Source organism: Microbacterium sp. CBA3102 (genome assembly GCF_007954505.1).
Lineage (GTDB): Bacteria > Actinomycetota > Actinomycetes > Actinomycetales > Microbacteriaceae > Microbacterium > Microbacterium aurugineum.
Genome location: NZ_CP042412.1, coordinates 495,818 through 518,881 on the forward strand (window position 1 = coordinate 495,818; position 23,064 = coordinate 518,881).

Annotated in this window: 20 protein-coding genes; 7 read left to right on the top strand and 13 right to left on the bottom strand. The window is 69.1% G+C overall.

Annotated elements, in window-relative coordinates; all coding sequences use genetic code 11:
* The first annotated feature begins 47 nt into the window (after window positions 1-47).
* Complete coding sequence (locus tag FGL91_RS02515) at window positions 48-563, top strand: glycine cleavage system protein R (RefSeq protein ID WP_153242975.1); 516 nt, start codon at window positions 48-50, stop codon at window positions 561-563.
* A gap of 130 nt (window positions 564-693) precedes the next feature.
* Here FGL91_RS02515 and FGL91_RS02520 read toward each other — a convergent pair whose 3' ends face one another.
* Window positions 694-1,377, bottom strand: coding sequence for a FadR/GntR family transcriptional regulator (locus tag FGL91_RS02520; protein ID WP_134352329.1), 684 nt, complete (start codon window positions 1,375-1,377; stop codon window positions 694-696).
* Between the two features lie 165 nt (window positions 1,378-1,542).
* Between FGL91_RS02520 and FGL91_RS02525 the strand changes: the two genes are divergently transcribed.
* The 4 genes from FGL91_RS02525 to FGL91_RS02540 are packed head-to-tail and all read left to right on the top strand — an operon-like array spanning window position 1,543 to window position 6,031.
* Window positions 1,543-2,778, top strand: a complete 1,236-nt coding sequence (locus FGL91_RS02525; RefSeq protein WP_153242976.1) for an aminotransferase class V-fold PLP-dependent enzyme — start codon at window positions 1,543-1,545, stop codon at window positions 2,776-2,778.
* 56 nt (window positions 2,779-2,834) lie between these two features.
* Window positions 2,835-4,145 (top strand): ABC transporter substrate-binding protein, encoded by a 1,311-nt coding sequence (locus tag FGL91_RS02530; protein WP_047522103.1) that lies wholly within the window; start codon window positions 2,835-2,837, stop codon window positions 4,143-4,145.
* Window positions 4,146-4,148: 3 nt separating this feature from the next.
* Complete coding sequence (locus tag FGL91_RS02535) at window positions 4,149-5,114, top strand: carbohydrate ABC transporter permease (protein ID WP_047522105.1); 966 nt, start codon at window positions 4,149-4,151, stop codon at window positions 5,112-5,114.
* Window positions 5,111-6,031, top strand: coding sequence for a carbohydrate ABC transporter permease (locus tag FGL91_RS02540; protein ID WP_197055632.1), 921 nt, complete (start codon window positions 5,111-5,113; stop codon window positions 6,029-6,031). The genes FGL91_RS02535 and FGL91_RS02540 overlap by 4 nt, the downstream gene beginning before the upstream one ends.
* Window positions 6,032-6,260: 229 nt before the next feature.
* Here the strand turns inward: FGL91_RS02540 and FGL91_RS02545 are convergent, their stop codons facing one another.
* Genes FGL91_RS02545 through FGL91_RS02555 form a run of 3 tightly spaced genes read right to left on the bottom strand, consistent with a single transcriptional unit; the run spans window position 6,261 to window position 9,212 of the window.
* Window positions 6,261-7,274: an aldo/keto reductase family protein gene (locus FGL91_RS02545; RefSeq protein ID WP_153242977.1), complete on the bottom strand. Its 1,014-nt coding sequence runs from the start codon at window positions 7,272-7,274 to the stop codon at window positions 6,261-6,263.
* A gap of 23 nt (window positions 7,275-7,297) precedes the next feature.
* Window positions 7,298-7,789: a hypothetical protein gene (locus FGL91_RS02550; RefSeq protein ID WP_153242978.1), complete on the bottom strand. Its 492-nt coding sequence runs from the start codon at window positions 7,787-7,789 to the stop codon at window positions 7,298-7,300.
* Window positions 7,790-7,799: 10 nt separating this feature from the next.
* Entirely contained in the window at window positions 7,800-9,212 is a 1,413-nt protein-coding gene (locus FGL91_RS02555; protein ID WP_227991814.1) for a PLP-dependent aminotransferase family protein, read from the bottom strand.
* A gap of 112 nt (window positions 9,213-9,324) precedes the next feature.
* Between FGL91_RS02555 and FGL91_RS02560 the strand changes: the two genes are divergently transcribed.
* Entirely contained in the window at window positions 9,325-9,633 is a 309-nt protein-coding gene (locus FGL91_RS02560) for a hypothetical protein (RefSeq protein WP_153242979.1), read from the top strand.
* Between the two features lie 40 nt (window positions 9,634-9,673).
* Here FGL91_RS02560 and FGL91_RS02565 read toward each other — a convergent pair whose 3' ends face one another.
* Together FGL91_RS02565 and FGL91_RS02570 are read right to left on the bottom strand one after the other, a co-directional pair.
* Window positions 9,674-11,299 carry a DUF4407 domain-containing protein gene (locus tag FGL91_RS02565; RefSeq protein WP_153242980.1) on the bottom strand — a complete coding sequence of 542 codons (1,626 nt, stop codon included), beginning with the start codon at window positions 11,297-11,299 and terminating at the stop codon, window positions 9,674-9,676.
* A gap of 177 nt (window positions 11,300-11,476) precedes the next feature.
* Window positions 11,477-12,049 carry a TetR/AcrR family transcriptional regulator gene (locus FGL91_RS02570; RefSeq protein ID WP_153242981.1) on the bottom strand — a complete coding sequence of 191 codons (573 nt, stop codon included), beginning with the start codon at window positions 12,047-12,049 and terminating at the stop codon, window positions 11,477-11,479.
* 65 nt (window positions 12,050-12,114) lie between these two features.
* Here FGL91_RS02570 and FGL91_RS02575 point away from each other — a divergent pair, with 65 nt between their 5' ends.
* Complete coding sequence (locus FGL91_RS02575; RefSeq protein ID WP_153242982.1) at window positions 12,115-12,741, top strand: NAD(P)H-dependent oxidoreductase; 627 nt, start codon at window positions 12,115-12,117, stop codon at window positions 12,739-12,741.
* On the opposite strand, the gene rlmN is transcribed toward FGL91_RS02575, so the two are convergent.
* From rlmN to FGL91_RS02610, 7 genes are read right to left on the bottom strand one after another with little or no spacing between them, the layout of a single operon-like run.
* The gene (rlmN, locus tag FGL91_RS02580; protein WP_194239294.1) at window positions 12,690-13,979 is read right to left on the bottom strand and encodes a 23S rRNA (adenine(2503)-C(2))-methyltransferase RlmN; all 1,290 of its coding nucleotides are present in this window, start codon (window positions 13,977-13,979) and stop codon (window positions 12,690-12,692) included. The two genes, FGL91_RS02575 and rlmN, sit on opposite strands and share 52 nt — an antisense overlap.
* A 58-nt stretch (window positions 13,980-14,037) precedes the next feature.
* Entirely contained in the window at window positions 14,038-15,948 is a 1,911-nt protein-coding gene (gene iolD / locus FGL91_RS02585; protein ID WP_227991815.1) for a 3D-(3,5/4)-trihydroxycyclohexane-1,2-dione acylhydrolase (decyclizing), read from the bottom strand.
* Window positions 15,948-16,856: a 5-deoxy-glucuronate isomerase gene (iolB, locus tag FGL91_RS02590; RefSeq protein WP_153242983.1), complete on the bottom strand. Its 909-nt coding sequence runs from the start codon at window positions 16,854-16,856 to the stop codon at window positions 15,948-15,950. The genes iolD and iolB overlap by 1 nt, the downstream gene beginning before the upstream one ends.
* Before the next feature lie 24 nt (window positions 16,857-16,880).
* Window positions 16,881-18,404: a CoA-acylating methylmalonate-semialdehyde dehydrogenase gene (locus FGL91_RS02595; RefSeq protein WP_153242984.1), complete on the bottom strand. Its 1,524-nt coding sequence runs from the start codon at window positions 18,402-18,404 to the stop codon at window positions 16,881-16,883.
* A 42-nt stretch (window positions 18,405-18,446) separates the two neighbouring features.
* Window positions 18,447-19,346 (bottom strand): deoxyribose-phosphate aldolase, encoded by a 900-nt coding sequence (locus FGL91_RS02600; RefSeq protein WP_131493381.1) that lies wholly within the window; start codon window positions 19,344-19,346, stop codon window positions 18,447-18,449.
* A gap of 1 nt (window position 19,347) precedes the next feature.
* Window positions 19,348-20,304, bottom strand: coding sequence for a 5-dehydro-2-deoxygluconokinase (gene iolC / locus FGL91_RS02605; protein WP_153242985.1), 957 nt, complete (start codon window positions 20,302-20,304; stop codon window positions 19,348-19,350).
* A 57-nt stretch (window positions 20,305-20,361) separates the two neighbouring features.
* The gene (locus tag FGL91_RS02610) at window positions 20,362-23,046 is read right to left on the bottom strand and encodes an alpha-mannosidase (protein ID WP_194239295.1); all 2,685 of its coding nucleotides are present in this window, start codon (window positions 23,044-23,046) and stop codon (window positions 20,362-20,364) included.
* Window positions 23,047-23,064: the final 18 nt, after the last annotated feature.

The following is a 23,064-nucleotide window of genomic DNA, read 5'->3' on the forward strand; positions in this document are numbered from 1 at the left end:
TCGGTAAGTTCGCCGACCATCCCCGGACTCCCCCGTACGCTGGCCGCATGACTACTCTGATCCTCACCGTCGCGGGTGCAGACCGTCCGGGCCTCGTCGCCGCCGTCGCCGATGTCGTGGACGCGTACGGCGGAAACTGGGAGAACAGCTCGCTGGCCGAACTCGCCGGCACGTTCGCCGGTGTCATCGAGGTCTCGGTCGCCGACGACAAGGAGGCCGAGCTGACCTCCGCCCTGCGCGGCCTGCAGGGTCAGGGGCTGCTGACCCTGGCCGTGCTCACCGGCACCCCGGAGACCGTCGCCGCGGACGATCGGCTGCTCGAGATCCAGGTGCTCGGCAACGACCGCCCCGGCATCGTGCGGGAGATCTCGACCGTGTTGAGCACGCACGCACTGAGCATCGAGGAGCTGGCCACCGAGACCCGGGATGCCGCGATGGCGGGCGGCCGTCTGTTCGAAGCCTCGGTGGTCGCGAAGGTCCCCGCGACCGTCGACCTCGACGTCCTGCGCGCCGACCTCGAGCGCCTGGCCACCGAGATCCAGGTCGACATCACCGTCAGCTGACCCGAGACCCCCGCACCTCGCCGACGCCCCCGCCAGCACACGTCACTCCGCGGGGGTGTCGACGCGCAGAGGGGGTGTCGGCCTCCCGAGACGGGGTCTCGACGCGCAGAGGGGGTGTCGACGCGCAGACTCAGTCCTCGAGGCCGGAGTAGCGCCGGACCCAGTACTCCGTGTACGCGACATGCGCCGAGGCCGCGGCGCTCGCGGCGACAGGATCCGCCGCCGCCAGGCCGCGCAGGATCGCGCGGTGCCCCGCATCCGAGTGGATCTTGAGCTCGGCCGCATCCTCGGGATCGGAGATGCGATACGCCCGCGAACGCGAACGCAACACGTCGATCAGGCTGGTCAGCGCCTCGTTCCCCGCCACCCCGGAGATCGCCATGTGGAACTCATGGTCGAGGCGCGACTGCACCTCGAAGTCGGTGGTCGCCTCGATCTCGTCGAGCACGCGGTCCAGGGACTCCACGGTCTCGTCGTCGATGCGGGCGGCGGCGAGCGCGGCGGCATGCGGTTCGAGCACCCGGCGCAGCTCGGTGAGTTCGAGCACCCCCGCCATCGGCAGCAGTCCGACCGTGAGTGACAGGCTGCCGATCAGGTCGGCCGCGCGCAGTTCGCTGACATAGCTCCCCGATCCGTGCCGGGTGTCGAGCACACCGAGTGCGGCCAGCATCCGGATCGCCTCGCGGAGAGAGCCGCGGGAGACACCGAGCCGTTCACACAGTTCCCCTTCACTCGGCAGCCGGTCCCCCGGCCGCAGCGCACCGTCGGCGATCAGCGCCCGCAACCCGTGCAGCGCCGTGTCGAGTGCGCTCATCGTGATCCTCTCTGACACTCCCCACCCCTCGTGAAGTCTGGCGGAACTCCCCTTCGCAGGGAACTCGTATGACAACTATGTTTCATCCTTCCTGTTTTCGTGGCAGTTTTCGCGCTCGTGTGGCAAAGTTGTGCAACAACTCGCCCCACTCATCGATGAGGACTGATGCCCGCACCGTTGTTCCCCGCACCGCTCACGCTGAACTCCGGCGTGCGCGCCCGTGACGCCTGGCCCCTCGACCCGTCGGTGATCCACCTCAACCACGGATCCTTCGGCGCGGTCCCCTCCGCCGTCGTCGCGCATCAGGACGCTCTTCGCCGCCGCGCGGATCTCAGCCCGGTCGAGTGGTTCCCCCGCATCGCGGAGCGTGTGCAGGATGCCCGCGAACGCACCGCGCCCTTCGTGGGTGCCCGGACGGAGGACAGTGTCTTCGTCCCCAACGCCTCCGCCGCTGCCACCGTGGTCTACAACGCGCTGCAGTTGGAAGCCGGGGACGAGATCCTCGTCACCGACCAGGGCTACGGTGCCATCACCATGGGGGCCGAGCGCCTCGCCCGCCGGTTCGGCGCCCGCGTCCGCACGGTCGCCCTCCCGCTGCTCTCCTCCGACGACGAGATCGTGCAGCTCTTCGCCGATCATCTCTCCCCCCGCACCCGTCTGATCGTGGTCGACCAGATCACGTCGCCGACCGCACGGATGCTGCCCACACGCCGCATCGCCGAGGCGGCGGCCGAGCGCGGGGTGCGCACGCTCGTCGACGGCGCTCACGCCCCCGGCCTCGTCCCGGACGCGGCTGCCGTCGCGGGCGGCGACTGGTGGTTCGGAAACCTCCACAAGTGGCCCTGCGCGCCCCGCGGCTCCGCACTGCTGGTCACCTCCGCCCCCGACCGCGACGAACTGTGGCCACTCATCGACTCGTGGGCGGCGCGCGAACCGTACCCCTCCCGCTTCGACACCCAGGGCACGATCGACGCCACGACCTACCTGGCCACCCCGACCGCCATCGACTTCATCGAAAACGAGTTCGGTTGGGCTGCCGCACGCGCAGCGATGACGGAGATCGCGGATGCCGGCGCCGAGCTGATCGCGGAAGCCCTGCGCCCCTACGGCGACGAGGACCCGCTCACCCCGCTCCCCTCCCCTGTGCCGTCGATGCGACTCGTGCGTCTGCCGCTCGGGCTGGGGGCGACACGGGAAGAGGCCGACGCCCTGCGCATGGATCTCCTCGATGAGGTCGGCGTCGAGACGGCCTTCACCAGCTTCCGCGGTATCGGCTACTTCCGACTCTCTGCGCACCTCTACAACGAGGCCTCCGACTACGAGGCCTTCGTGGAGCGGTGTGTCCCGCAGATCCTGAGCCGTGCGGGCATCCGCCGCGCCGACTCCCTCGTCCTGCCCTGATCCGCCCACCGTTCACCCGACCGCAACACCCACCCACCCCAACCGAGAGGCACTTCGTGAAGAACAAGATCTTGACGACAGCAGCGGGATTCGGCACCGTCGCCGTCCTCGCTCTCACCGGCTGTTCCGCGAGCTCCGGCCCGTCGGCCGACGGCACGGTCACCCTGCAGATGGTCGAGAGCCTGACCAACCCGGCCCGCACCGAGCTCATCCGCGGACTCCTCGACGAGTTCGAGAAGGACAACCCGAAGATCACGGTCAACCTGGTCTCCCCTCCCACCGAGCAGGCCGACGCGAAGATCCAGCAGATGCTGCAGTCCGGCAAGGGCGTGGACGTGCTGGAGGTGCGCGACATCACCGTCGGACCGTTCGCGAACAACGGCTGGCTGTACGACCTCGGCCCCGACCTCGAGAAGTGGGACGGCTGGGACGCCCTGACCGACAACGCGCAGTCCGCGTCCGTGGCCGCCGACGGCAAGAGCTACTTCGTTCCGTACGGCTTCTACGGGCTGTCGCTGTTCTACCGCACCGACCTCGTGAAGGACGCCGGCTTCGACGGACCCCCGCACAGCTGGAAGGACCTGCTCGAGCAGGCGTCCGCGATCCAGGACCCCTCGAACAACATCTACGGCTACGCGTTCCGCGGCGGCCAGAACGCGAACAGCAACGTCGTCGCGGCCATCGAGGCCTACACGATCGACGGTCTCGACACCGAGGACGCCTTCCTGATGGAGGACGGCTCGACGATCTTCGCCGCACCCGAGGCGCAGGATGCCGTCGACGACTACTTCGACCTGTTCACGGAGGCCTCCCCGCCTTCCGCCGTCTCGTGGGGCTACCCCGAGATGGTCGCCGGCTTCACGAACGGCACCACCGCGTTCCTGCTGCAGGACCCCGAGGTCATCGCGACCGTGCAGGACTCCTCCCTCACCGAAGACCAGTGGGACACCGCTCCGCTGCTCGTCGGCCCCTCGGGCAAGGCCGCGCAGCCGCTCGCCGTGGCCGGGTGGGGTGTTGCCGAGAACAGCGAGAACAAGGAGGCGGCCGTCAAGCTGGTCGAGTTCCTCTCGTCGGCCGAGCCCGCCACCGAGTTCGCCCAGGCCAACAGCCTGGTGCCGATCATCACGGCTGCAGCGGATGACGACTTCTACTCGTCAGGCCCCTGGACCAGCTACGTCACCATGACGGAAGACCCGGAGACGTACGTCAACGTGCGCCAGCCGCGCGGGGTCAGCTGGTGGACCGAGTGGATCCAGAAGTCCGACCAGGATGTGCAGAACGTGCTGCTGGGCAACATGTCGACCAGCGACCTGCTGGCCTCGTGGGACGCGTTCTGGACCGAGAAGTACGCCGCGGAAAAGGGCTGACCTGTGGCCCGCACCGCTCAGAAGGGAGGCTCCGTCGGCACTGCTTCGCAGCAGGCAGCCGTCGGGGCCTCCCCGGCATCGCGTCGACGTCGTCCGTTCCGAGGGCGCCAGGCATGGACGCTGCTGGCGTTCCTCGCCCCCGCAGTCGTCTTCGTGTGCTGGTTCACCTACTGGCCGATGCTGCAGGGCGCGCGCATGGCCTTCCACGACTGGAACCTTTGGGACCTCACGTCGACGCCGTTCGTTGGCTTCGACAACTTCCTCGCAGTGTTCCGTGACCCCGCGTTCCCGACGGTGGCAGGGAACTCCGTACTCTGGGTCGTCGGCTCGCTCGTGCCGCAGCTCGTGATCGGATTCCTGATCGCGCTCGCCCTGCGCAAGCGGTTCCGGTTCCGCGGCGTCTACCAGGCGCTCGTGTTCTTCCCCTGGGCGGTATCCGGCTTCCTGATCGGCATGCTGTTCCGGTGGATGTTCAACGCGGAGTTCGGTGTGGTCAACGACCTGCTCATGAAGGCAGGACTGATCGATGCCCCCCTCCCCTGGCTGGCGGATCCGAAGCTCGCGATGTTCGCGGTGATCGTCGCCAACGTCTGGTACGGGGTCACGTTCTTCGCGATCATGATCCTCGCCGCTCTGCAGTCGGTGCCCGACGAGATGCTGGAGGCTGCGAGCCTCGACGGCGCCGGCAAGGTCCGTCAGCTCTTCTCGATCATCATCCCGTACATCTCGATGACGCTGCTGCTGACGATCCTGCTGCGAGTGATCTGGATCTTCAACTTCCCCGACATCATCTACGCGATGACCAACGGCGGACCCGCCAACCAGACGCACATCATTACGACCTGGATGATCAACTACACCCAGCAGGGCAATTACGGCTTCGCGAGCGCGATCGGCCTCATCGTGATGGCCGTCCTGTTCGTGTTCTGCGCGTTCTACCTGATGGCGATGCGGAGAGTGCAGCGATGACCATGACAGACACCTCCCGCACGGGCTCCTCGGTCACCGAGACCCGCCGCATCACCGTGCCCGACCCGGCATCCGCCCCGCGTCCGAAGCCGCGCGTCACGGTCGGCGGCGTCATCCGCGTCGTGGGTCTCGCGCTCTGGCTCGTGATCACGCTGTTCCCGCTGTACTGGATCGCGCTGACCGCGTTCAAGTCGCCCGGGACGATCAACAGGTTCCCGATCGAGTACTGGCCGAGCGAGCCTTCGCTCGACAACTTCACGAGCCTGTTCGAGAAGAGCTCGTTCGGGGTGTTCCTCGGCAACTCGGCCCTGGTCGCGGTCGTCGGCGGCGCGGTGGCGACACTCATCGCCCTGCTCAGCGCCTATGTGCTCGCCCGTTTCGAGTTCCGGGGCAAGGGCGCGATCCTGATCGCGTTCCTGCTGACGCAGATGATCCCGGCCTTCATCGCGCTGGGACCGCTGTACTCGATGATGACGGACCTCGGGCTGGTCGACACCAAGCCCGGACTCATCCTCGTCTACATCGCGATCTGCATCCCGTTCTCGACGGTCATGCTGAGGGGCTTCTTCGAGAACGTGCCCGATGCCCTCGAAGAGGCCGCCATGATCGACGGATGCTCCCGCCTCGGAGCCCTGTTCCGGGTGCTCGTCCCGGTGATGACCCCCGGCATCATCGCGGCGTTCATCTTCAACTTCGTGAACTGCTGGAACGAGCTGTTCCTGTCGGTCGTGCTCATGAACACCGATGAGAACCGCACCGTGCCCTCCGCGTTGAACGGCTTCATCTCGACGTTCAACATCGACTGGGGGTCGATGAGTGCCGCAGCGGTGCTGACGATCCTGCCGACCATGGCGATGTTCGCGCTCGCGAGCCGCTGGATCGTGCAGGGCCTGACCGCCGGCGCCGTGAAGGAGTAACCCCCCCCCCCCCCCGCCCGTCGCGCCCCGTCGCGCCCCGTCGCGCCCGTCGCGCCCGTCGCGTCCGTCGCGTTCGTCGCGTTCGCCGCGCCCGTCGCGTTCGCCGAGACCCCCTTCCACCGCCGAGGCCCCCTCTGATTCGCAGGATTCAGAGGGGGCCTCGGCGGGCAGAGGGGGCGTCGACCTTCGCGACGACCGGACGCGACAACCGGACGAGGCGGGCGGGTGGTCAGACCAGGCGGGACTTCGGAGACACCGAGTAGGTGTGCTCGGCGTCGCGGTTGACCGTGTCGCCCAGCGCGGTGTCGATCGCGGCGAGCGTGTCGGCGTCGAGCTTCACACCCGAGGCCTTGACGGTCTCCGCCAACTGCTCCGGACGGGAAGCTCCGACCAGCGCAGCCGCGACGTTCGGGTTCTGCAGCACCCACGCGATCGCGAGCTGCGGCATCGACAGGCCGGCTTCCTCGGCGATCGGCTTCAGACGCTGCACCGCGGTGAGGATGTCGTCCTGCAGGAAGCTCTTGATGAAGTCGGCGCCGCTGTGCGGGTCGGTCGCGCGTGAGCCCTCGGGCACCGGCTGCCCCGGCAGGTACTTGCCGCTGAGCACGCCCTGTGCCATCGGCGACCACACGATCTGGGACATCCCGAGCTCTTCGGACGCCGGAACGACCTTGCCCTCGATGACGCGCCACAGCATCGAGTACTGCGGCTGATTGGAGATGAGCTGGATCCCCAGCTGCTTCGCGAGTGCGTGCCCTTCACGCAACTGCTCGGCCGTCCACTCCGAGACGCCGATGTAGAGGGCCTTGCCCTGACGGACGACGTCGGCGAACGCCTGGAACGTCTCCTCCAGCGGAGTCTCGTGGTCGAAGCGGTGCGCCTGGTACAGGTCGACATAGTCGGTGCCGAGGCGCTGCAGCGAGCCGTTGATCGACTCGAAGATGTGCTTGCGGCTCAACCCGGTGTCGTTCGGGCCCTTCGGACCGGTCGGGAAGTAGACCTTCGTGAAGATCTCGAGCCCCTCGCGGCGCTGCCCCTCGAGTGCCTTGCCGAGAACGACCTCCGCTGCCGTGTTGGCGTAGGTGTCGGCGGTGTCGAAAGTCGTGATTCCCGCGTCCAGGGCGGCATGCACGGTCTTGACGGCGGCATCGTCGCCGACCTGTGAGGCGTGGGTGACCCAGTTGCCGTAGGTGATCTCCGAGACCTTGAGACCGCTGTTGCCGAGATAGCGATAGTTGACCATGGATCAACGCTACTGGCTGCCCACTATGGCTGGGCCGGATGCCGGGATCTCATTACCGCCATCGCGCCGCCGACCACGATCGCGACGGCGGCGAGGGCGCTCACGACGTACAGCGGTCGGGCCCAGGGCGAGTAGTCCGCTCCGCTGATCCCGAACGTGTCGGCCAGGGCCATGCCCGCGCCGAACGACGCGACGAAGTACCCGACCGCGCCGAGCATGAGCAGCGCCAGGAACGTCATCGCAGGAACCACGGGATCCGCACGCCGGACGACCGAGACGACGGCCACCGCGACGGCCAGCGCCACGCCGATGCCGAGAACGGAGAACACGGCACCCTGGCCGAGGTTCTCCCGCGCCTCCGCCATCGCGAAACGGATCTCATTCATCGTGAGCCCCGGAGCCGCGGCGAGCGGATTCAGCACGAGGATCTGCAGTGCAGCGAGCACCGCGTAGGCCAGGACGGCGAGCACGCCGACGATCGAGATCCACAGGGTTCGGCGCTGAATCCGAGTCATGCGGGTCAGCCTAAGAGGACATCCCGAGAGTCTGCCGATACTCGCGCCAGGCGGCTCCGAGACGCCGGACGCCCTCGGCGAGCACGTCGTCGGGCGCAGTGAACGGGATGCGGATGTGGTCGTCGGGCGAGGCCGCGACCGCGAAGGCCGCGCTCCCGGCGATCGAGACGCCGTGGGTGGCGGCGGTGCGGACGAGGGCCGCCGCCGAGCCTGCGGGCAGGCGCACCCACAGCGACAGCCCACCACGCGGCGGCTCGGGCGTCCACTCCGGCAGGTGCTCGGCCATCAGCGCCTGCAGCAGACGCAGACGCTCCTGGTGGATGCGGCTGTTGGCTCGACGCAGGTCATCGGCGCGCGCGATCAGATCGAGTGCGAGCAGCTGTCCCGGCACGCTGGTGGACTGGTCGGCGAGCTGGCGCGCGCCGCGGAGCCGACGGACGAGCACCGGGTCCGCGCGCAGCCAGCCGATCCGCAGCCCCGCCCATACCCACTTCGACACCGACTCGACCACGATGATGGGGGCATCGGCGCGTTCTGCCGCGAGCGTCGGCGGCACGACCCCGTCGAAGGAGATGCCGGCGAGCACGCGGTCTTCGATGACGGGTACGCCGTACTGGGCGGCGAGCTCGGCGACGCGATGCCGAGCGGCGGGCGGCAGACGCGATCCGGTGGGGTTCTGATGGTGCGGGTTCACCGCGACGAGCACGGGCCGCAGGCGGGCGAGCGCCTGTTCGAGCGCGTCGACGTCGAGTCCGTCCTCGCCCATCGCGATGCCATGCACGGTGCCGCCGCGGAGGCCGACCGAATCCGTGACTCCAGGCCAGGTGATCTCCTCTGCGAGCACGATGTCGCCGGGACCCACGAGCGCGTTCACGACGAGGCTGATGGCCTGCTGCGCCCCGTGCGTGACGAGGATCTGCTCCGGCGTGGTCGGCGTGCCCTCCGCGGCGTACATCGCGGCGATGAGGTCGCGCAGGGCGGGCAGGCCCGCAGGGTCGGTCTCGGGCAGCAGGGCGAGGTCGAGTCGCGGCTTGTGGTCGCGGATGAGCTGCACTCCGAGATCGGAGATCTGCGGCACGGTGCGCAGCAGGTCGATCGCATTGGGGAGCGCCGAGAAGAGCGCCTCCCCGCGCCCGGGCCGCTGGGCGGGCACGGCGGTTGCGACTGTCCCGGCGATACGGGTGCCGCTCCCCTGCCGCCGGTCGACCAGGCCCTGTTCCGCGAGGTCCGTGTATGCCGCGACGACCGTGCCCCGCGAGACGGACCCTGCGGCTGCCAGCGCGCGCTCCGCGGGCAGCCGGTCCCCGGGGCGCAGCTCGCCGCTCGCGATCAGGCCCTCGATGCCCCGTGCGAGCCGGGCGGCGAGAGTGCCGTCTCCCTGTGTCCAACGGCCGAGCCGTGCCGAGAGTGCTTCCGACGACACGTCACCTGCATGCACGAGAGATGCCGCTCGCTCTGCGGCAAGGGCCGAAACCTGATCCATTGGCCGGCCATTGGCACTGCCATCTGCGCTCATGAGATCCGATTCTGGACCAATGAACAGGAATCTCGCCACCAGTCCTTCAAGCAATGGTCCAATCAACCCCGATTGGACCATCACACAGCTCCTGGAGTGGCTCAGCGACGATGCCCGTCAGCACGATGTGGCACTGCAGCATCCGCTCGCCCGCATCGAGGCGCTGATGACCGGGGCGCGCTGGGCGCGCACCCCGTCCACGGTTGCGTTGATCCGCTCGATCGCCGCCGCTGTCCACGACGACCCGACACGGGGAAGCCTCCGGATCGGCGAACTCTCCCCACAGCAGGAGCCAGGGGTGCCGGAGCGGATTCCCCAACTCGCCTGACCGGAGGCTCATGCCGTCTCGCCGAACCGCGATGCACCTCTCAGCCGATCGTCGGTCGAACCAGCTGCTCCTGCTCCTCGAGCGTCTGCGCCTGCGCGCGCTTCTCCGCCCTCTCCCGCTCCTGCGCCTCGGCCGCCTCGCGGCGTTCCGCGCGCGTCTGCGACTCACCGGAGCCGACCTCCGCCTGCACCTCCTGGGATTGAGCCGTCACGATGTCGGCACGGTCGCGGAAGCCCTCCGCCGTCACCTTGTCGAGAGCGACCTGTTTGCGGATCGCGGCCGCCTTCTCGTACAGGCTCGGGTCACCGTAGCTCGTGAGCACCTTGACCAGCACCGGCAGCAGCTCGATCATGAAGAACAGGGCCGCGATCAGGATGTGCGCCCACAGGATCGTGGGCTCCTTCTCGCTCAACCGGTTCAGACCGCTGATCTGGCTGAGCAGCCCGACGGCTCCAGCATTGCCCTGCGCCACGGCATCCGCCCGGGCGTTGTACGCGGCGAGCGCCTGGTCGTAGGTGTCGCGGGCGGTCGGCAGCTGCGACTTGGCCTGCTCCCGGTTCTGCGCCTCGGACGTGGAGGTGTTCTCCTTGGCGGCGGTGCCGGCCGCAGCGAGCTCCTCGTTGGCGGTGCGCAGCTGGGCGGCGAGCGCGTCGTACGTCTGCTGGGCCTCGGCGAGCTGTGCCTTCGCGGCATCCGAGCTCGCACCCTCTCCGTTGACCCCGGTGCACCCGGGGACCGTGCCTGCGCCTTCGCCGGTCAGCTCGCACTGGTACAGCACGCGCGCCTGGTCGATGACCTCCTGCTGCGCGGTCATCTTCGCGGTGACGTCGTCGACGGTGGCCTGTGCGGCCGACTCCGTCGCAGACGACGAGTCCGTTCCCGCCACGATCCCGGTCGCCGCCTGGTTCTCGAGCTCGGCGACCTTGGCGGAGGCCGCGTCCAGCGCGATCTTCTCCGGCCCCGACTCAAGGGCCTCCTGATCGGACTGCGACTGCGTGATGTTGGTCGACGCGACCTCACGGGCGATGTCGTTGTGGAAGATCTGGAGCACGAGCGGCTCCGCCACCACGAAACCGATGATCGCCGCCATGATCACTCGCGGGATCGCCAGGCCGATGAGCCGCCAGACGCTCCTCGTCGAGCTCATGGTCGAGGTCAGGAACCGATCGAGGTTGAAGATGATGAGCGCCCACACGAGAGCCAGGGGTACAGCCAGCCACAGCGCCGCCTGCACACCGGTGGTGAGGGCGAAGAGCATCGAGATCGCCGAGACGAGCGCGGTGCCGGCGAGCACGAAGAACATCTGGACGAAGCGGGGGGTCTCGCCCGGGACGCGGTCGAGGATCTCGCCCTCCGCGCCGCCGAGGATCGCCAGGGTCCGCGCGCGCGAACCGGGAGCACGCGGCACGCGCTTCTTCCGCTCCTTCGGGACACGGGGCGCACGCGGAGTCTTCACCGGGGCGGGCTCGTCCGCAGCGACCGCATCGGCGATCGGGGTCTGCTCGGCGGAAGCTGCGACCGACGCGTCGCCTGCGGCGTCTTCGGTGCCGGTGGGCTCGAACTCGCGCAGGAAGTCGAGGTCATCCGTGACGGCGTCGGGTTCGCTGTCGAGGATGATCCGACCCTGCGAGTCGTAGCGACCCGGTCGATGGGCGGAATAGGGCATCCCGATAATCTACGAAACCTCGCCTGTGGATAGCGTGGAAGATTCCTCGGAACCTCCGGAATCCCACGTTCCCGTCGCGATATGTCAGCTTCCGAGCCGCGATTGCCTGCCATATCGCGACCGGAGCAGAGTCAGGGGTCAGGGGGACCGGAGCAGGGTCAGGGGGCCGGAGCAGGGTCAGGGGGACGGGAGCAGCCGATCGAGCGCCGCCGCGTAGGCCACGAGGGCATCGTCGAGGGTGAAGTGCCCCGCAGCGGCGAGCGTGCCGAGTCCATGGATCAGCCCCCACACCACGACGGCATCGGTCGGCCGGTCCAGGCCTGCCGCGGCGACTCCCTCTGCGAGCACTGTCTCAAGCCCGTCGATCAGCGGCGCCATGGTCGCGGTCGGGGATCCGGGGACGCAGACCGTCGGGTCGTACACCGCATCGAACGCGTGCGGATGTTCCACAGCGAAGCGGATATAGGCGGAACCGGCGTCCGCGAGCGCCGCGCGCGGGGTCGACGCCCTCTCCGCGTCGGTGCGGACCTGCGTCAGGAGGTCGGCCATGCTCCGCTCGGCGAGCACCTTGAGCAGCCCGAGCCGGTCGGAGAAGTGGTGATACGGCGCGTTGTGGCTGACGTTCGCGGCCCGGGCGACCTCGCGGAGGCTGATCTCCGCCGCAGGCATCCGCTCCAGCAGCTGCATGGCGGCATCCTCCAGCGCCCGGGCGAGATCGCCGTGGTGGTAGCCGTCCTTCGAACTTGACATGAGCAACATCATCTCCTATCTTGACAGTGTCCACCACCTTGACACTGTCCAGATAGCAACCTGACATGCCTGCTCTCGTGATCGACGGCCACCCCGACGCCCGCTCCCTGACCGCTTCCCTGGCCCAGCGGTACGCCGACGGACACGGAGACGCCCGGGTGCTCGCACTGCGTGACCTGGACTTCGATCCCCACCTGCGCTTCGGCTACCGGGAGCGCATGACCCTCGAGCCCGACCTCGTCGACGCGAAACAGGCACTGCACGACGCCGACACGATCGTCGTCGCCACGCCGCTCTGGTGGGGTTCGGTCCCCGCGGTGCTCAAGGGCTTCTTCGACCGCGCCCTGCTTCCGCAGCAGGAGTACCGCTACACGAAGCTCGGCCTCCCCGAGGGGCTGCTGCCCGCACGCCGCGGCCGACTGCTCCTGCTCGCGGACACCCCGTGGTTCGCGGTGCCGTTCACCGGGCTGCCCGCGCAGACCCAGGTGGCCCGCAACACCCTGCGCCTGTGCGGCGTGAGGTCCGTACGCGTCCACCGCATGCTCGGCGTCAAGGACGCCGACACCGCGACGATCGCACGGTGGCTCGACCGCGCCGAACACCTCGGCACGCTCGACGGTCGCCGAGCGGGCGTGACGCCTCAGCTCATCGCTGCGGAGGCGGCCTCATCCTCGGTCGTGGCGACCAGCTGACCGCAGGCGCCGTCGATCTCCTTGCCGCGGGTGTCGCGGAGGGTCGTCGGGATGCCGGCGTCATTGAGTCGCCGGACGAACTCGTTCTGCACCGGGATCTCCGACGAGGTCCAGACCGAGCCGGGCGTCGGGTTGAGCGGGATCGGGTTCACATGGACCCAGCCGCGTCCGCGCTGGTTGAGCTTCTCCGCCAGCAGGTCGGCGCGCCACGCGTGGTCGTTCATGTCCTTGATGAGCGCGTACTCGATCGAGACGCGACGACCGGTCTTGGCGTAGTACTCGTACGCGGCGTCGAGGGCCTCATCGACCTTCCAGCGGGAGTTCACCGGGATGAGCTCATCGCGGAGGTGATCGTCCGGGGCGTGCAGCGACAGCGCGAAGGTCACGGGGATGTTCTCGTCGGCGAGCTTCTTGATCGCCGGCACGAGACCCACGGTGGACACGGTGATGCCGCGCGCGCTCATGCCCAGACCGTCGGGCTGCGGAGCCACCATCGAGCGGACCGCATCCATCACGCGCTTGTAGTTCGCGAGCGGCTCACCCATGCCCATGAACACGATGTTCGAGACGCGCTCCATGCTGTGGTCGTCGGCCTTCTTGCCGCCGAGGCCGCCGTCGGCGATCAGCCGGTTGGCACGAACGATCTGCTCGATGATCTCGGCGGTCGACATGTTGCGGGTCAACCCCGCCTGGCCGGTCGCACAGAACGGGCAGTTCATGCCGCAGCCGGCCTGGCTCGACACGCACAGCGTGATGCGGCCGGGGTAGCGCATGAGCACCGACTCGACCAGCGCGCCATCGTGCAGACGCCACAGGAACTTGATCGTGTCGCCGCGGTCGGTCTCGAGGCGTCGCACCTCGGTGAGCAGCGACGGCAGCATCCCGGCGACGAGCTGCTCCCGGGTATCCGCCGGGAGGTCCGTCATCTGCTCGGGGTCGGACGTGTAGTGGCGGAAGTAGTGCGTCGACAGCTGCTTCGCGCGGAAGCCGGGGAGCCCGAGCTCCTTGACCTTCTCGGTGCGCTCGGCCGGCGTGAGGTCGGCCAGATGCACCGGCGGCTTGCCGCGCTTGGGGCTCGCGAACTGCAGCAGCGGGCGCCCCTCGGCACCCTTCTGCTGCGTCCACCCCTCGGTCCGGGGGCGCACCTGTGCCGTGCGCGTCTCGCGGACCGCCCCCGAACGGGACGACGCGGGCGCTGCCTGGGGGCGCGTCTCGCGCGTGCGGGGATTCTCCGTCATACCTCCAGGGTACGCGGTGACGGATGGGAAGGCCCTGGGGTGCGGTGCTTCCGTGACGTCAGCCCAGCAGGGGACGCTGTGCAGCACGCTGCTGCACGTACTCGTCGAGGGCCCGCTGTGCGGTGTCCGTGGTCGAGACCGCCGCCACCGGCACGTCCCACCATCCCTCCCCGTCCGGACCGTAGACCGTCGGGTCACTGTCGATGTGGATGAGCGTCGACCGCTCCGAGGCCTTCGCCGTGGCGACCGCAGCGCGCAGATCATCGATCGCCGCAGACCCCCGTGCGATCTCGATGACGTCGACGCCGTAGCTGCGAGCGTTCATCGCGAGGTCGACCGGGAGCACGTCACCGTGCTGGAAGCTCCGCGTCTCCTCGTCGTAGCTCCGGTACTTCGTGCCGAAGCGCTCCGTGCCCACCGTCTCCGAGAGATGCCCGATCGAGGCGTATCCCTGGTTCTGGACGAGCACGACGATGATCTTGATGCCCTCGGCCACGGCCGTCGCGAGTTCGGAGCTCAACATCAGGTACGAGCCGTCGCCGACCATGACGATCACGTCCCGCTCGTCACCGGATGCGAGGAGTCCCCGTTTGACGCCGAGGCCTCCCGCGATCTCATACCCCATGCAGGAGTAGGCGTACTCGACGTGGTAGCCGAGCGGGTCGCTCACCCGCCACAGCTTGTGCAGATCTCCGGGGAGCGAGCCGGCCGCCTGCACGATGACGTCCGCATCGGCCACCGACCCGCGCACGGCGCCGATGATCTCGGGCTGCCCCGGCAGTTCGCCGCCCGTGGGCGCGAGAGCGTGGTCGACCACCGCATCCCATCGCCGCTTCTCGTCGGCGATCCGCGCGCTCAGATCGGTCGCGATCCGGAAGTCCCCGAGCATGCCCGTGAGCGCGACCAGCGCTTCCCTGGCATCGGCGATGAGCGGGAGCTGCGAGCCGTGCTTGTAGGCGTCGAGGGCGGCGACGTTGACGTTCACGAACACCGCATCCGGGTTCTGGAAGGCGGTGCGCGACGCGGTGGTGAAGTCGCTGTAGCGCGTGCCGATACCGATGATCACATCGGCGTCGGCGGCGATCCGGTTCGCGGCGGTGGTTCCCGTCGCACCGATCCCGCCGAGATTCTGCGGGTGGTCCCAGGGCAATGCGCCACCGCCCGCCTGCGTGGTGCCGACCGGGATGCCGGTGGCCTCGGCGAACGCACGGAGTGCCTGCTCCGCTTCCGAATAGATCACACCCCCACCGGCGACGATGAGCGGCTGCTTCGCGCCGCGGATCGCGGCCACGGCACGCTCGAGCGGTCCGCGTTCGGGCAGCGGCCGGCGGATGTGCCACTCACGCTCCTGGAGGAATTCGAGCGGGACGTCCACAGCCTCGGCCTGCACGTCCTCGGGGAGGGCGATCGTCACCGCCCCCGTCTCCGCCGGATCGGTGAGCACGCGCATCGCCGCGAGCGCGATCGAGAAGAGCTGCTCGGGGCGCTGCACCCGGTCGAAGAACACCGAGAGCGGGCGGAACGCATCGTTCACCGTGAGCCCGATGTCGTGGGGGCGCTCCAGCTGCTGCAGGACGGGATCGGCGACCCGGGTGGCGAAGGTGTCACTCGGCAACAGCAGCGCCGGGAGCCGGTTGGTCGTCGCGAGGGCCGCACCGGTGAGCATGTTCGTCGCGCCCGGCCCCACGGAGGCCGCGCTCGCGAACGTGGCCCTGCGCCGGTGCATCCGTGCGAAGCCCACCGCCTGGTGCACCATCGCCTGTTCGTTGCGGGCCTGGCGGTAGGGCATCAGATCGGGCTGCTCGAGGTTGTACTGCTGCAGCGCCTGACCGAGACCCGCGACGTTCCCGTGGCCGAAGATCCCGAACATACCGGGCACGGTGCGCTCGCGGATGGTGCCGTCGACGGTCCATTGCCGCGAGAGGAACTCGACCAGGGCCTGGCCGACCGTCATCCGCTTCGTCTGCATCAGTGATCTCCATGTCCGTAGGGAAGCCGGGAATCGATGTCCTGCCCGCTCCAGTTGTCGCGCACCCACGCGTGCGCCGGGTCGTCGGTGATCAGCCACACCCGCTCCGGATCGGGGCCGGCCATGACGTTCAGGTAGTAGAGGTCGTAGCCCGGTGCGGCGACAGCGGGTCCGTGGAATCCGAACGGGACCAGCGCGATATCACCCGTGCCCACCCGCTCGGCGATGTCGATGGCGCCCGCGTCCGAGGAATAGGTCGCGAACATCCCGAACGCGGCCTCGGCGGCACCGGCATCGCCGCCGACACGCGTGGGGGCCGCCTCGAAATAGTAGATCTCCTCGAGCCGGGATTCCCGTCCCGACACGTGCTCATCGTGCTTGTGCGGCGGATACGACGACCAGTTCCCCGCGGGCGTGATGACCTCGCAGACGATGAGGCGCTCGGCGTCGAGCGCTTCCGGCGTGCCGAAGTTGTGCACCTGCCGGCTGGAGGTGCCGGCTCCGCGGAGCTCGATCGGGATCTCGGCGGCGCGGATGTGCCGGGTCGGATGCACGGCCGATGCGGGCGCGGAGGCCACCGCCACCCGACCGACTCCCGTGATGACCGCGGAGGCTGCGGACGACAGGTAGAGCACGTCGCTGGGCCCGTCGAAGACCGACCGGCGGCCGGCGAGCGTCGTCTCCGAGGTCGCGCCCTGCTCGGTGTGCTGCACCGTGAAGGAACCCGCGAGCGGCACGATGATCCGCTCGACCCCGTCCTCGGCGAGGGCGAGGCTCTCCCCCGCGGCGAGCGCTCCGATGCGGATGCCGGTGTGCGTCCATCCCGGGATCGCAGCGTCGACGACGCTCTCCCACCCGTCGCGGCCGATCGTCCCTCGGCGGTGGAACCATTGCCCCTGCTCGGTCATGACGCCTCCTGCCCGATCCGAAGCTCAGTTGTTCTGGGGGAAGCCGAGGTCGATGCCGCCGTGCAGCGCGGGGTCGAGCCAGCGGCTGGTGATCGCCTTCTCCCGGGTGAAGAAGTCGAAGCCATGGACACCGTACGCCTTCGCATCGCCGAAGAGCGACGCCTTCCACCCGCCGAAGGAGTGGTAAGCCACGGGGACGGGGATGGGCACGTTGATGCCGATCATCCCGACCTGCACCTCGTGCTGGAACCGACGTGCGGCACCGCCGTCGTTCGTGAAGATCGCCGTCCCGTTTCCGAAGCGACCGGAATTGATCAGGTCCACTCCCTCCTGGAAGGTCTGCACCCGCACCACGGACAGCACCGGCCCGAAGATCTCCTCTTGGTAGGCGCGCGAGGAGGTCGGGATCTCGTCGATGAGCGTCGGTCCGAACCAGAAGCCGTCCTCGCGCCCGTCGACCGTCAGACCCCGGCCGTCGACCACGATCCGCGCTCCGTCGGCCTCGGCGATGTCGACATACCCGGACACCTTCGCCCGGTGCTCGGCAGTGATCAGCGGCCCCATGTCGGGCTCGCCGTCGACCCCACCCGCTCCGTCGCCGATGCGGAGAGCGGCGATGCGCTCCCGGATCCGCTCGATCAGCTCATCCGCCACCGGATCGACCGCGAGCACGACGGAGACCGCCATGCACCGCTCGCCGGCCGCTCCGAACCCGGCGTTCACCGCCTGGTCGGCGACGAGGTCGAGATCGGCGTCCGGCAGCACCAGCATGTGGTTCTTCGCCCCGCCGAGCGCCTGGACCCGCTTGCCGTTGCGCGATGCGGTCTCGTAGATGTACTGGGCGATCGGCGTCGAGCCCACGAACGAGATGGACGCGACATCCGGGTTCTCCAGCAGTCCGTCGACGGCCTGCTTGTCGCCCTGCAACACCGTGAACACGCCGTCGGGAAGCCCCGCCTCGGCCCAGAGCGCAGCGAGCCACAGGGCCGCCGACGGATCCTTCTCACTGGGCTTGAGGACGACCGCGTTGCCCGCGGCGATCGCGATCGGGAAGAACCACATCGGCACCATCGCCGGGAAGTTGAACGGGGAGATGATGCCGACGACCCCGAGCGGCTGCTTCAGCGAGTACACATCGATGCCGGTCGAGACGTTCTCCGAGTATGCGCCCTTGATCAGGTGCGGGAACCCGGTGGCCAGCTCCACCACCTCCTGTCCGCGCAGGATCTCCCCCATCGCATCCGAACGCACCTTGCCGTGCTCGGCCGTGATGATCTCCGCCAGCTCACCCTTGCGCGAGTGCAGCAGCTCACGGAACGCGAACATCACCGCCTGACGCCGCGCGATCGAGTAGCCGCTCCACACCTCGAACCCTCGCCGCGCGGATGCGATCGCTTCCGCGATCTCGGCGTCGTCGGCCAGAGCCACGTGTCCGGTCACGGTCCCGGTCGCGGGGTTGTGCACCGGAGCCGTCCGGCCGCTGGTCGACGCACGGGCGGCACCGTCGATCCAGTGTCCGATGGTGGGGATGGTGGAGGCGGGGGTCATACGTATCCTTCGGCGAAGTGGCGTTCAGGCGGGAAGAGGCGTTCAGGCGGTGAGCCCGGGGTGGACCAGAGAGGCGGCGACGTCGATGGCGGACGCGACGTCGATGTCGGAGGAGTACAGGAGCGTGCGTCCGACCGTCAGTCCGCGCACTCCGGGCAGCGAGAGAGCATCCTCCCAGGACGAGAACGTGTCGTCGGGGTCGGCGCCCGCGTCTCCGCCGAGGAGCAGCACCGGCAACGTCGTCGCCGCCAGCACGCGCTCCATGTCTTCGACCACCGGCAGCTTCAGCCAGGAGCTGGCGCTGCTCGCGCCCAGACCGCTGGCGATGGCGATCGACAGCATCACGGCATCCGGACTCAGATCGTTGACGACCCGGCCGTCCACGCGTCGACTCAGGAACGGCTCCAGCATGATCGGCAGATCCGCGCGTGCGGCCGCCGTGACCGCTTCCGCCGTCGAGGCCAGCGTGGGTGCCGTCCCGTCGTCGTCGAGGTTCACCCGCAGGAGCGCTTTGGCGAAGTCGATTCCCGAGTCCACCATCGCCGGCACGTCGTACCCCGTGTAGCGGTCGTCCATCTCGAAGCTCGCCCCCCGCAGGCCACCGCGGTTCATCGAGCCGACCACGATCTTGTCGTCGAGCAGACCGAGCACGGCGAGGTCGTCGATGATGTCGGGGGTTCCCAGCACGCCGTCGACGCCCGGGTGCCGCAGGGCGATCGCAAGGCGGTCGAGCAGCTCGTAGCGGTCGGCCATCGCGAACGGCGAGCCGCCGACGGCGAGCGCACCGCGCGCAGGATGGTCGGCCGCGATGATGAACAGCCGCCCGTCGCCGCGGATGATCTCGCGACGACGTCGCCCGGCCAGCGTCTCGCGGATCGCGCGCGGCGACTCCGCACGCACCGTCCGGAGCCGGTGGAAGTCGTCCTCGGTCAGTGCTGTCATCTCATGCATCTCCGTTCACGACCTCGGCGACCTCGCGCTCCGTCGGCATCGCCGTCGAACATTCCCGGCGGCCGGCCACGATGCCGCCCGCCGCGTTCGCATAGATCAACGTCTTCTCCAGTTCCCATCCCGCCAGCAGGCCGTGGCAGAGCGCGCCACCGAACGCATCGCCGGCCCCGAGCCCGTTGACGACCTCGACCGGGGTGGCCGGAATCTCCACCTGCGTCGACCGCGTCTTGGCGAGCACACCGCGCGGCCCCTGCTTGACGATCGCCAGTTCCACGCCGCGCTCCAGGAGCGCGTCCGCGGCACGCTGCGGTTCGGTCTCGCCGACCGCGACCTCACACTCCTCGCGGTTGCCGACGGCGACGGTGGCGAACTCGAGCGCACGCTGGATCTGCGTGCGCGCGGCCTCCGGCGCCTCCCAGAACATCGGTCGGTAGTCCAGGTCGAACACGGTGTGCGCACGTCGTCCCCGCGACGCGAGGAGGTCGAGGTGGGTCTGTCTACTCGGCTCCTCGCTCAGGCCTGTCGCCGTGAACCAGAGGAGCGTCGCTTCCCGCACGGTCTGCGCATCGACGTCGCCGGGGCGGATCTGCAGGTCGGGAGCAGTGGGCTCGCGATAGAAGTACAGGGGGAAGTCGTCCGGCGGGAAGATCTCGCAGAACGTGATCGGCGTCTTGTAGCTCGGATCGGTCGCGACGAAGTCGCTCCGCACCCCGAGACGCTCCAGCTCCTCGCGAAGGTACCGCCCGAAGGGGTCGTCTCCCACCCGGGAGAGCAGAGCGGTGTCGTGCCCGTAGCGAGCAGCGGCGACGGCCACGTTGGCCGCACTTCCACCGAGGTACTTTCCGAAACTGGTGACGTCACCGAGACCGACGCCGTCCTGCAGCGGGTACAGGTCGACGCCCAGGCGCCCGATGGCCAGGATCTCCGCGACCGATCGTTCCTCCGACATCACCCCTCCACTCCTTCGCGCATTTGTCTTAACATTAGCACTAATGCGGTGATCTGCTCAGAGCGATCGTCGGATGCTGAGCATCGCGCCCGCGTCCGTGCGCGCGGAGGACGCGTCGAACGCGGCCTCCTGAACCTCACCGGCCAGGTCGACCCGCGTCCAGGACCCCGGCGCCGAGAACGCCACGTCGCGTGCGTCGGACAGGTAGTTCACGAATCGGAGCTCAGCGGCATCACCGACCCGTCGCGCCGACTCCAGCACGACGTCGCCCGAGAGCTCGACCGGGAAGGCTGCCTCGGGCACCGGACCGTCGGTCTCGCCCGAACCGCGGACCACGAGCGGGTCGTGCCGGAAGAGGTCGGCGGCGCGCACGGCCGTCGCATCATCCGCGCCGACCAGGATCGCCAGGTCCGTGTGCACGGCCACTCCGAGGTACTGCGCACCGGGAACGGGGATCTCGGAACCGGCGGGCTCGTCACGCAGCGGATGCACGTTGACGCTCATCATGCCGACGGAGCGGGACAGGGTGACCGCGAGGGCATCGGATGCGCCCGGAGTCGACACGAGTTCGTACTCCGACAGCTTCTGCACGAGAACCGCGGTCGAACCCGCCGCGGCGAAGCGATACGCCGGGTAGGTCGGCAACGGGAACTCGCCCCAGCCACCCTCCGCCTCGCGACCACGGACGGTCGTCGCGTACTGTCCGGCGCTCCGAGAGGCGTCGAGCTCCGCACCCCCGACGGGAACGAGCACCCGGAGCCGGTGGTCGGAGGCCGTGTTCACGTAGTCGATGCCGACACGCAGGAAGCCCTCCCCCTCGCGCAGTTCGATCGTGGTCTCGGTCACCAGCGGCACGGTTTCACTCGAACGTGTCCGGTCTTCGGTCAGCCCCACCGGCAGGTCGTAGACCCGACGGATGCGGAGGCGTCCGCGCAGCGGCCCCTCCTCGATCACGGCGACGTCGACCAAGGACGCACTCCTCACCGCGGAGGCCGGATCGACCGGGCCGTAGTTGTAGGAGTCGCCGCAGTCGCCGTCATCGACGAGGGCGAGGGCGCCGTCGATCGAGGAGCCGTCCGCCCCGTCGATGCGCACGGTGCCATCGGCGTTCACGGTCACGGTGAGCGCGGCGTTCGAGAGCGATCCGGTGGTCACCGTGACCGGGTCATCGGAAACCGCCGCCGTCGCCTCGGCCACCGCGGCGAGCGCGAGACCGTCGACGTCCACCGCCAGCAGCGCACGGTGGCGCGCATCGGCGATGGTCTCGACATGCCAGAGGTCGTCGCCGCCGGCATCCGCCGCCACGCGCTCCTCCAGTTCCACGGTGAAAGCCGCCAGGTCCCAGACACCCTCAGGGCTCTCCGCCACCTGGAAGCGGAGCGACTGCTCGCCCCACTCGTACCCGTTGATCTGCTGCCCGAAGAGCTCACGCCCGTGGATGCGGCGGAGGATCTTGGGCAGATCGGCGCTGCGCATCCGCTCGTCGCCGAGCACGGTGGGCAGCGGGTCCAACAGTTGCACGCCCGCCGGGAGCGCCGCCGCATCCACCCCGTGCAGAGTGACCTCCACCTGCGCACGCCGAGCGAAGCCCGAGGGGTTGAACACGAGGTGCTGCGCAGGCGACACTGCCGCCGACACGTCACGGAGGACGGTGTCGATGACCCCACGGGCGATGTGCCCCGCGGTGTGGATGCGGGTCCCGACCTGCTCAGCCGTCGCGTCGACGCCACAGCCGGTCACGGAGTCGTGCGCCGTGCTCTCCACCAGGCGGTACCAGGCGGTGTCGAAGAAGGAGCGGTGGTCGCGGGATCCGAACATCAGGTCGAGTCGTTCGGCGGCCGTGAGCGCCTGCTCCGAACGGGCCATCTCGCGCTTGAGGTTCGTGCGGATCGAGAACACCCCGGGCAGCAGGTTGCCGCGGGCGTGCGAGCGCATCTCGCCGTGCACCTGCGGAAGAACGGCCAGCGCCGCGGCATCCGTCGCATAGCGCGAGAGGTGCCCGTCGAGGGTCGCGATCGACAGGTGCGGTTCGCGGCCCGTCGCGTCGTAGTCCCGGATGACCTCGGCGAGGTCTTCGGGAGGTGCGGAGTGATCGGTGCCCAGCATCGCGAGCACCGGGTCGTCGCCGTACCAGGACGCGGTGCGGGCGGCGTAGTCGGGGGCGAGCGCGGGGAGCTGACCCGGCAGAGCGAACATGTCGAGCCCGTTGCCGTAGCCGTCGAAGAGGTACTCGCAGCGCACGGCATCGCCGTTCGGGGCGACCCATGCGAACGCGTGCTCAGCGACGTCAGCGGGCACACCCCGCCAGAGCGCGCTGTGACGGATGCCGAACCCGGCCAGGATCTGCGGCATCTGCGCCGCATGGCCGAACATGTCCGGGAGGTAGCCGACCGGCATGGTGCGGCCCAGACGCGCGCTCGCGGCGCGACCGAGCTCGAGGTTGCGGATGATGGTCTCGCCGTCGCAGCCGAACTCGTCGAGCAGGATGAGGAACGGGCCCACACTCAGCTGCTCCCGCTGCACCAGAGCCATGACCCGGTCCCGCATCTCCGGACGCATCTCGAGGTAGTCCTCGATCGCCGCGGCCTGTCCGTCGAGCGTGAACCGGTACTCCGGCTCGGCCTCCAGGATCCCGATCAGCCGGTCGAGCATGTGCACCAGGCGCAGGCGGAAGACATCGTGCGGCTCATACCATTCGCGGTCCCAGTGGGTGTGGGGGACGACGACGATCTCACTGGTCACGGGCGGGGACTCCTGATT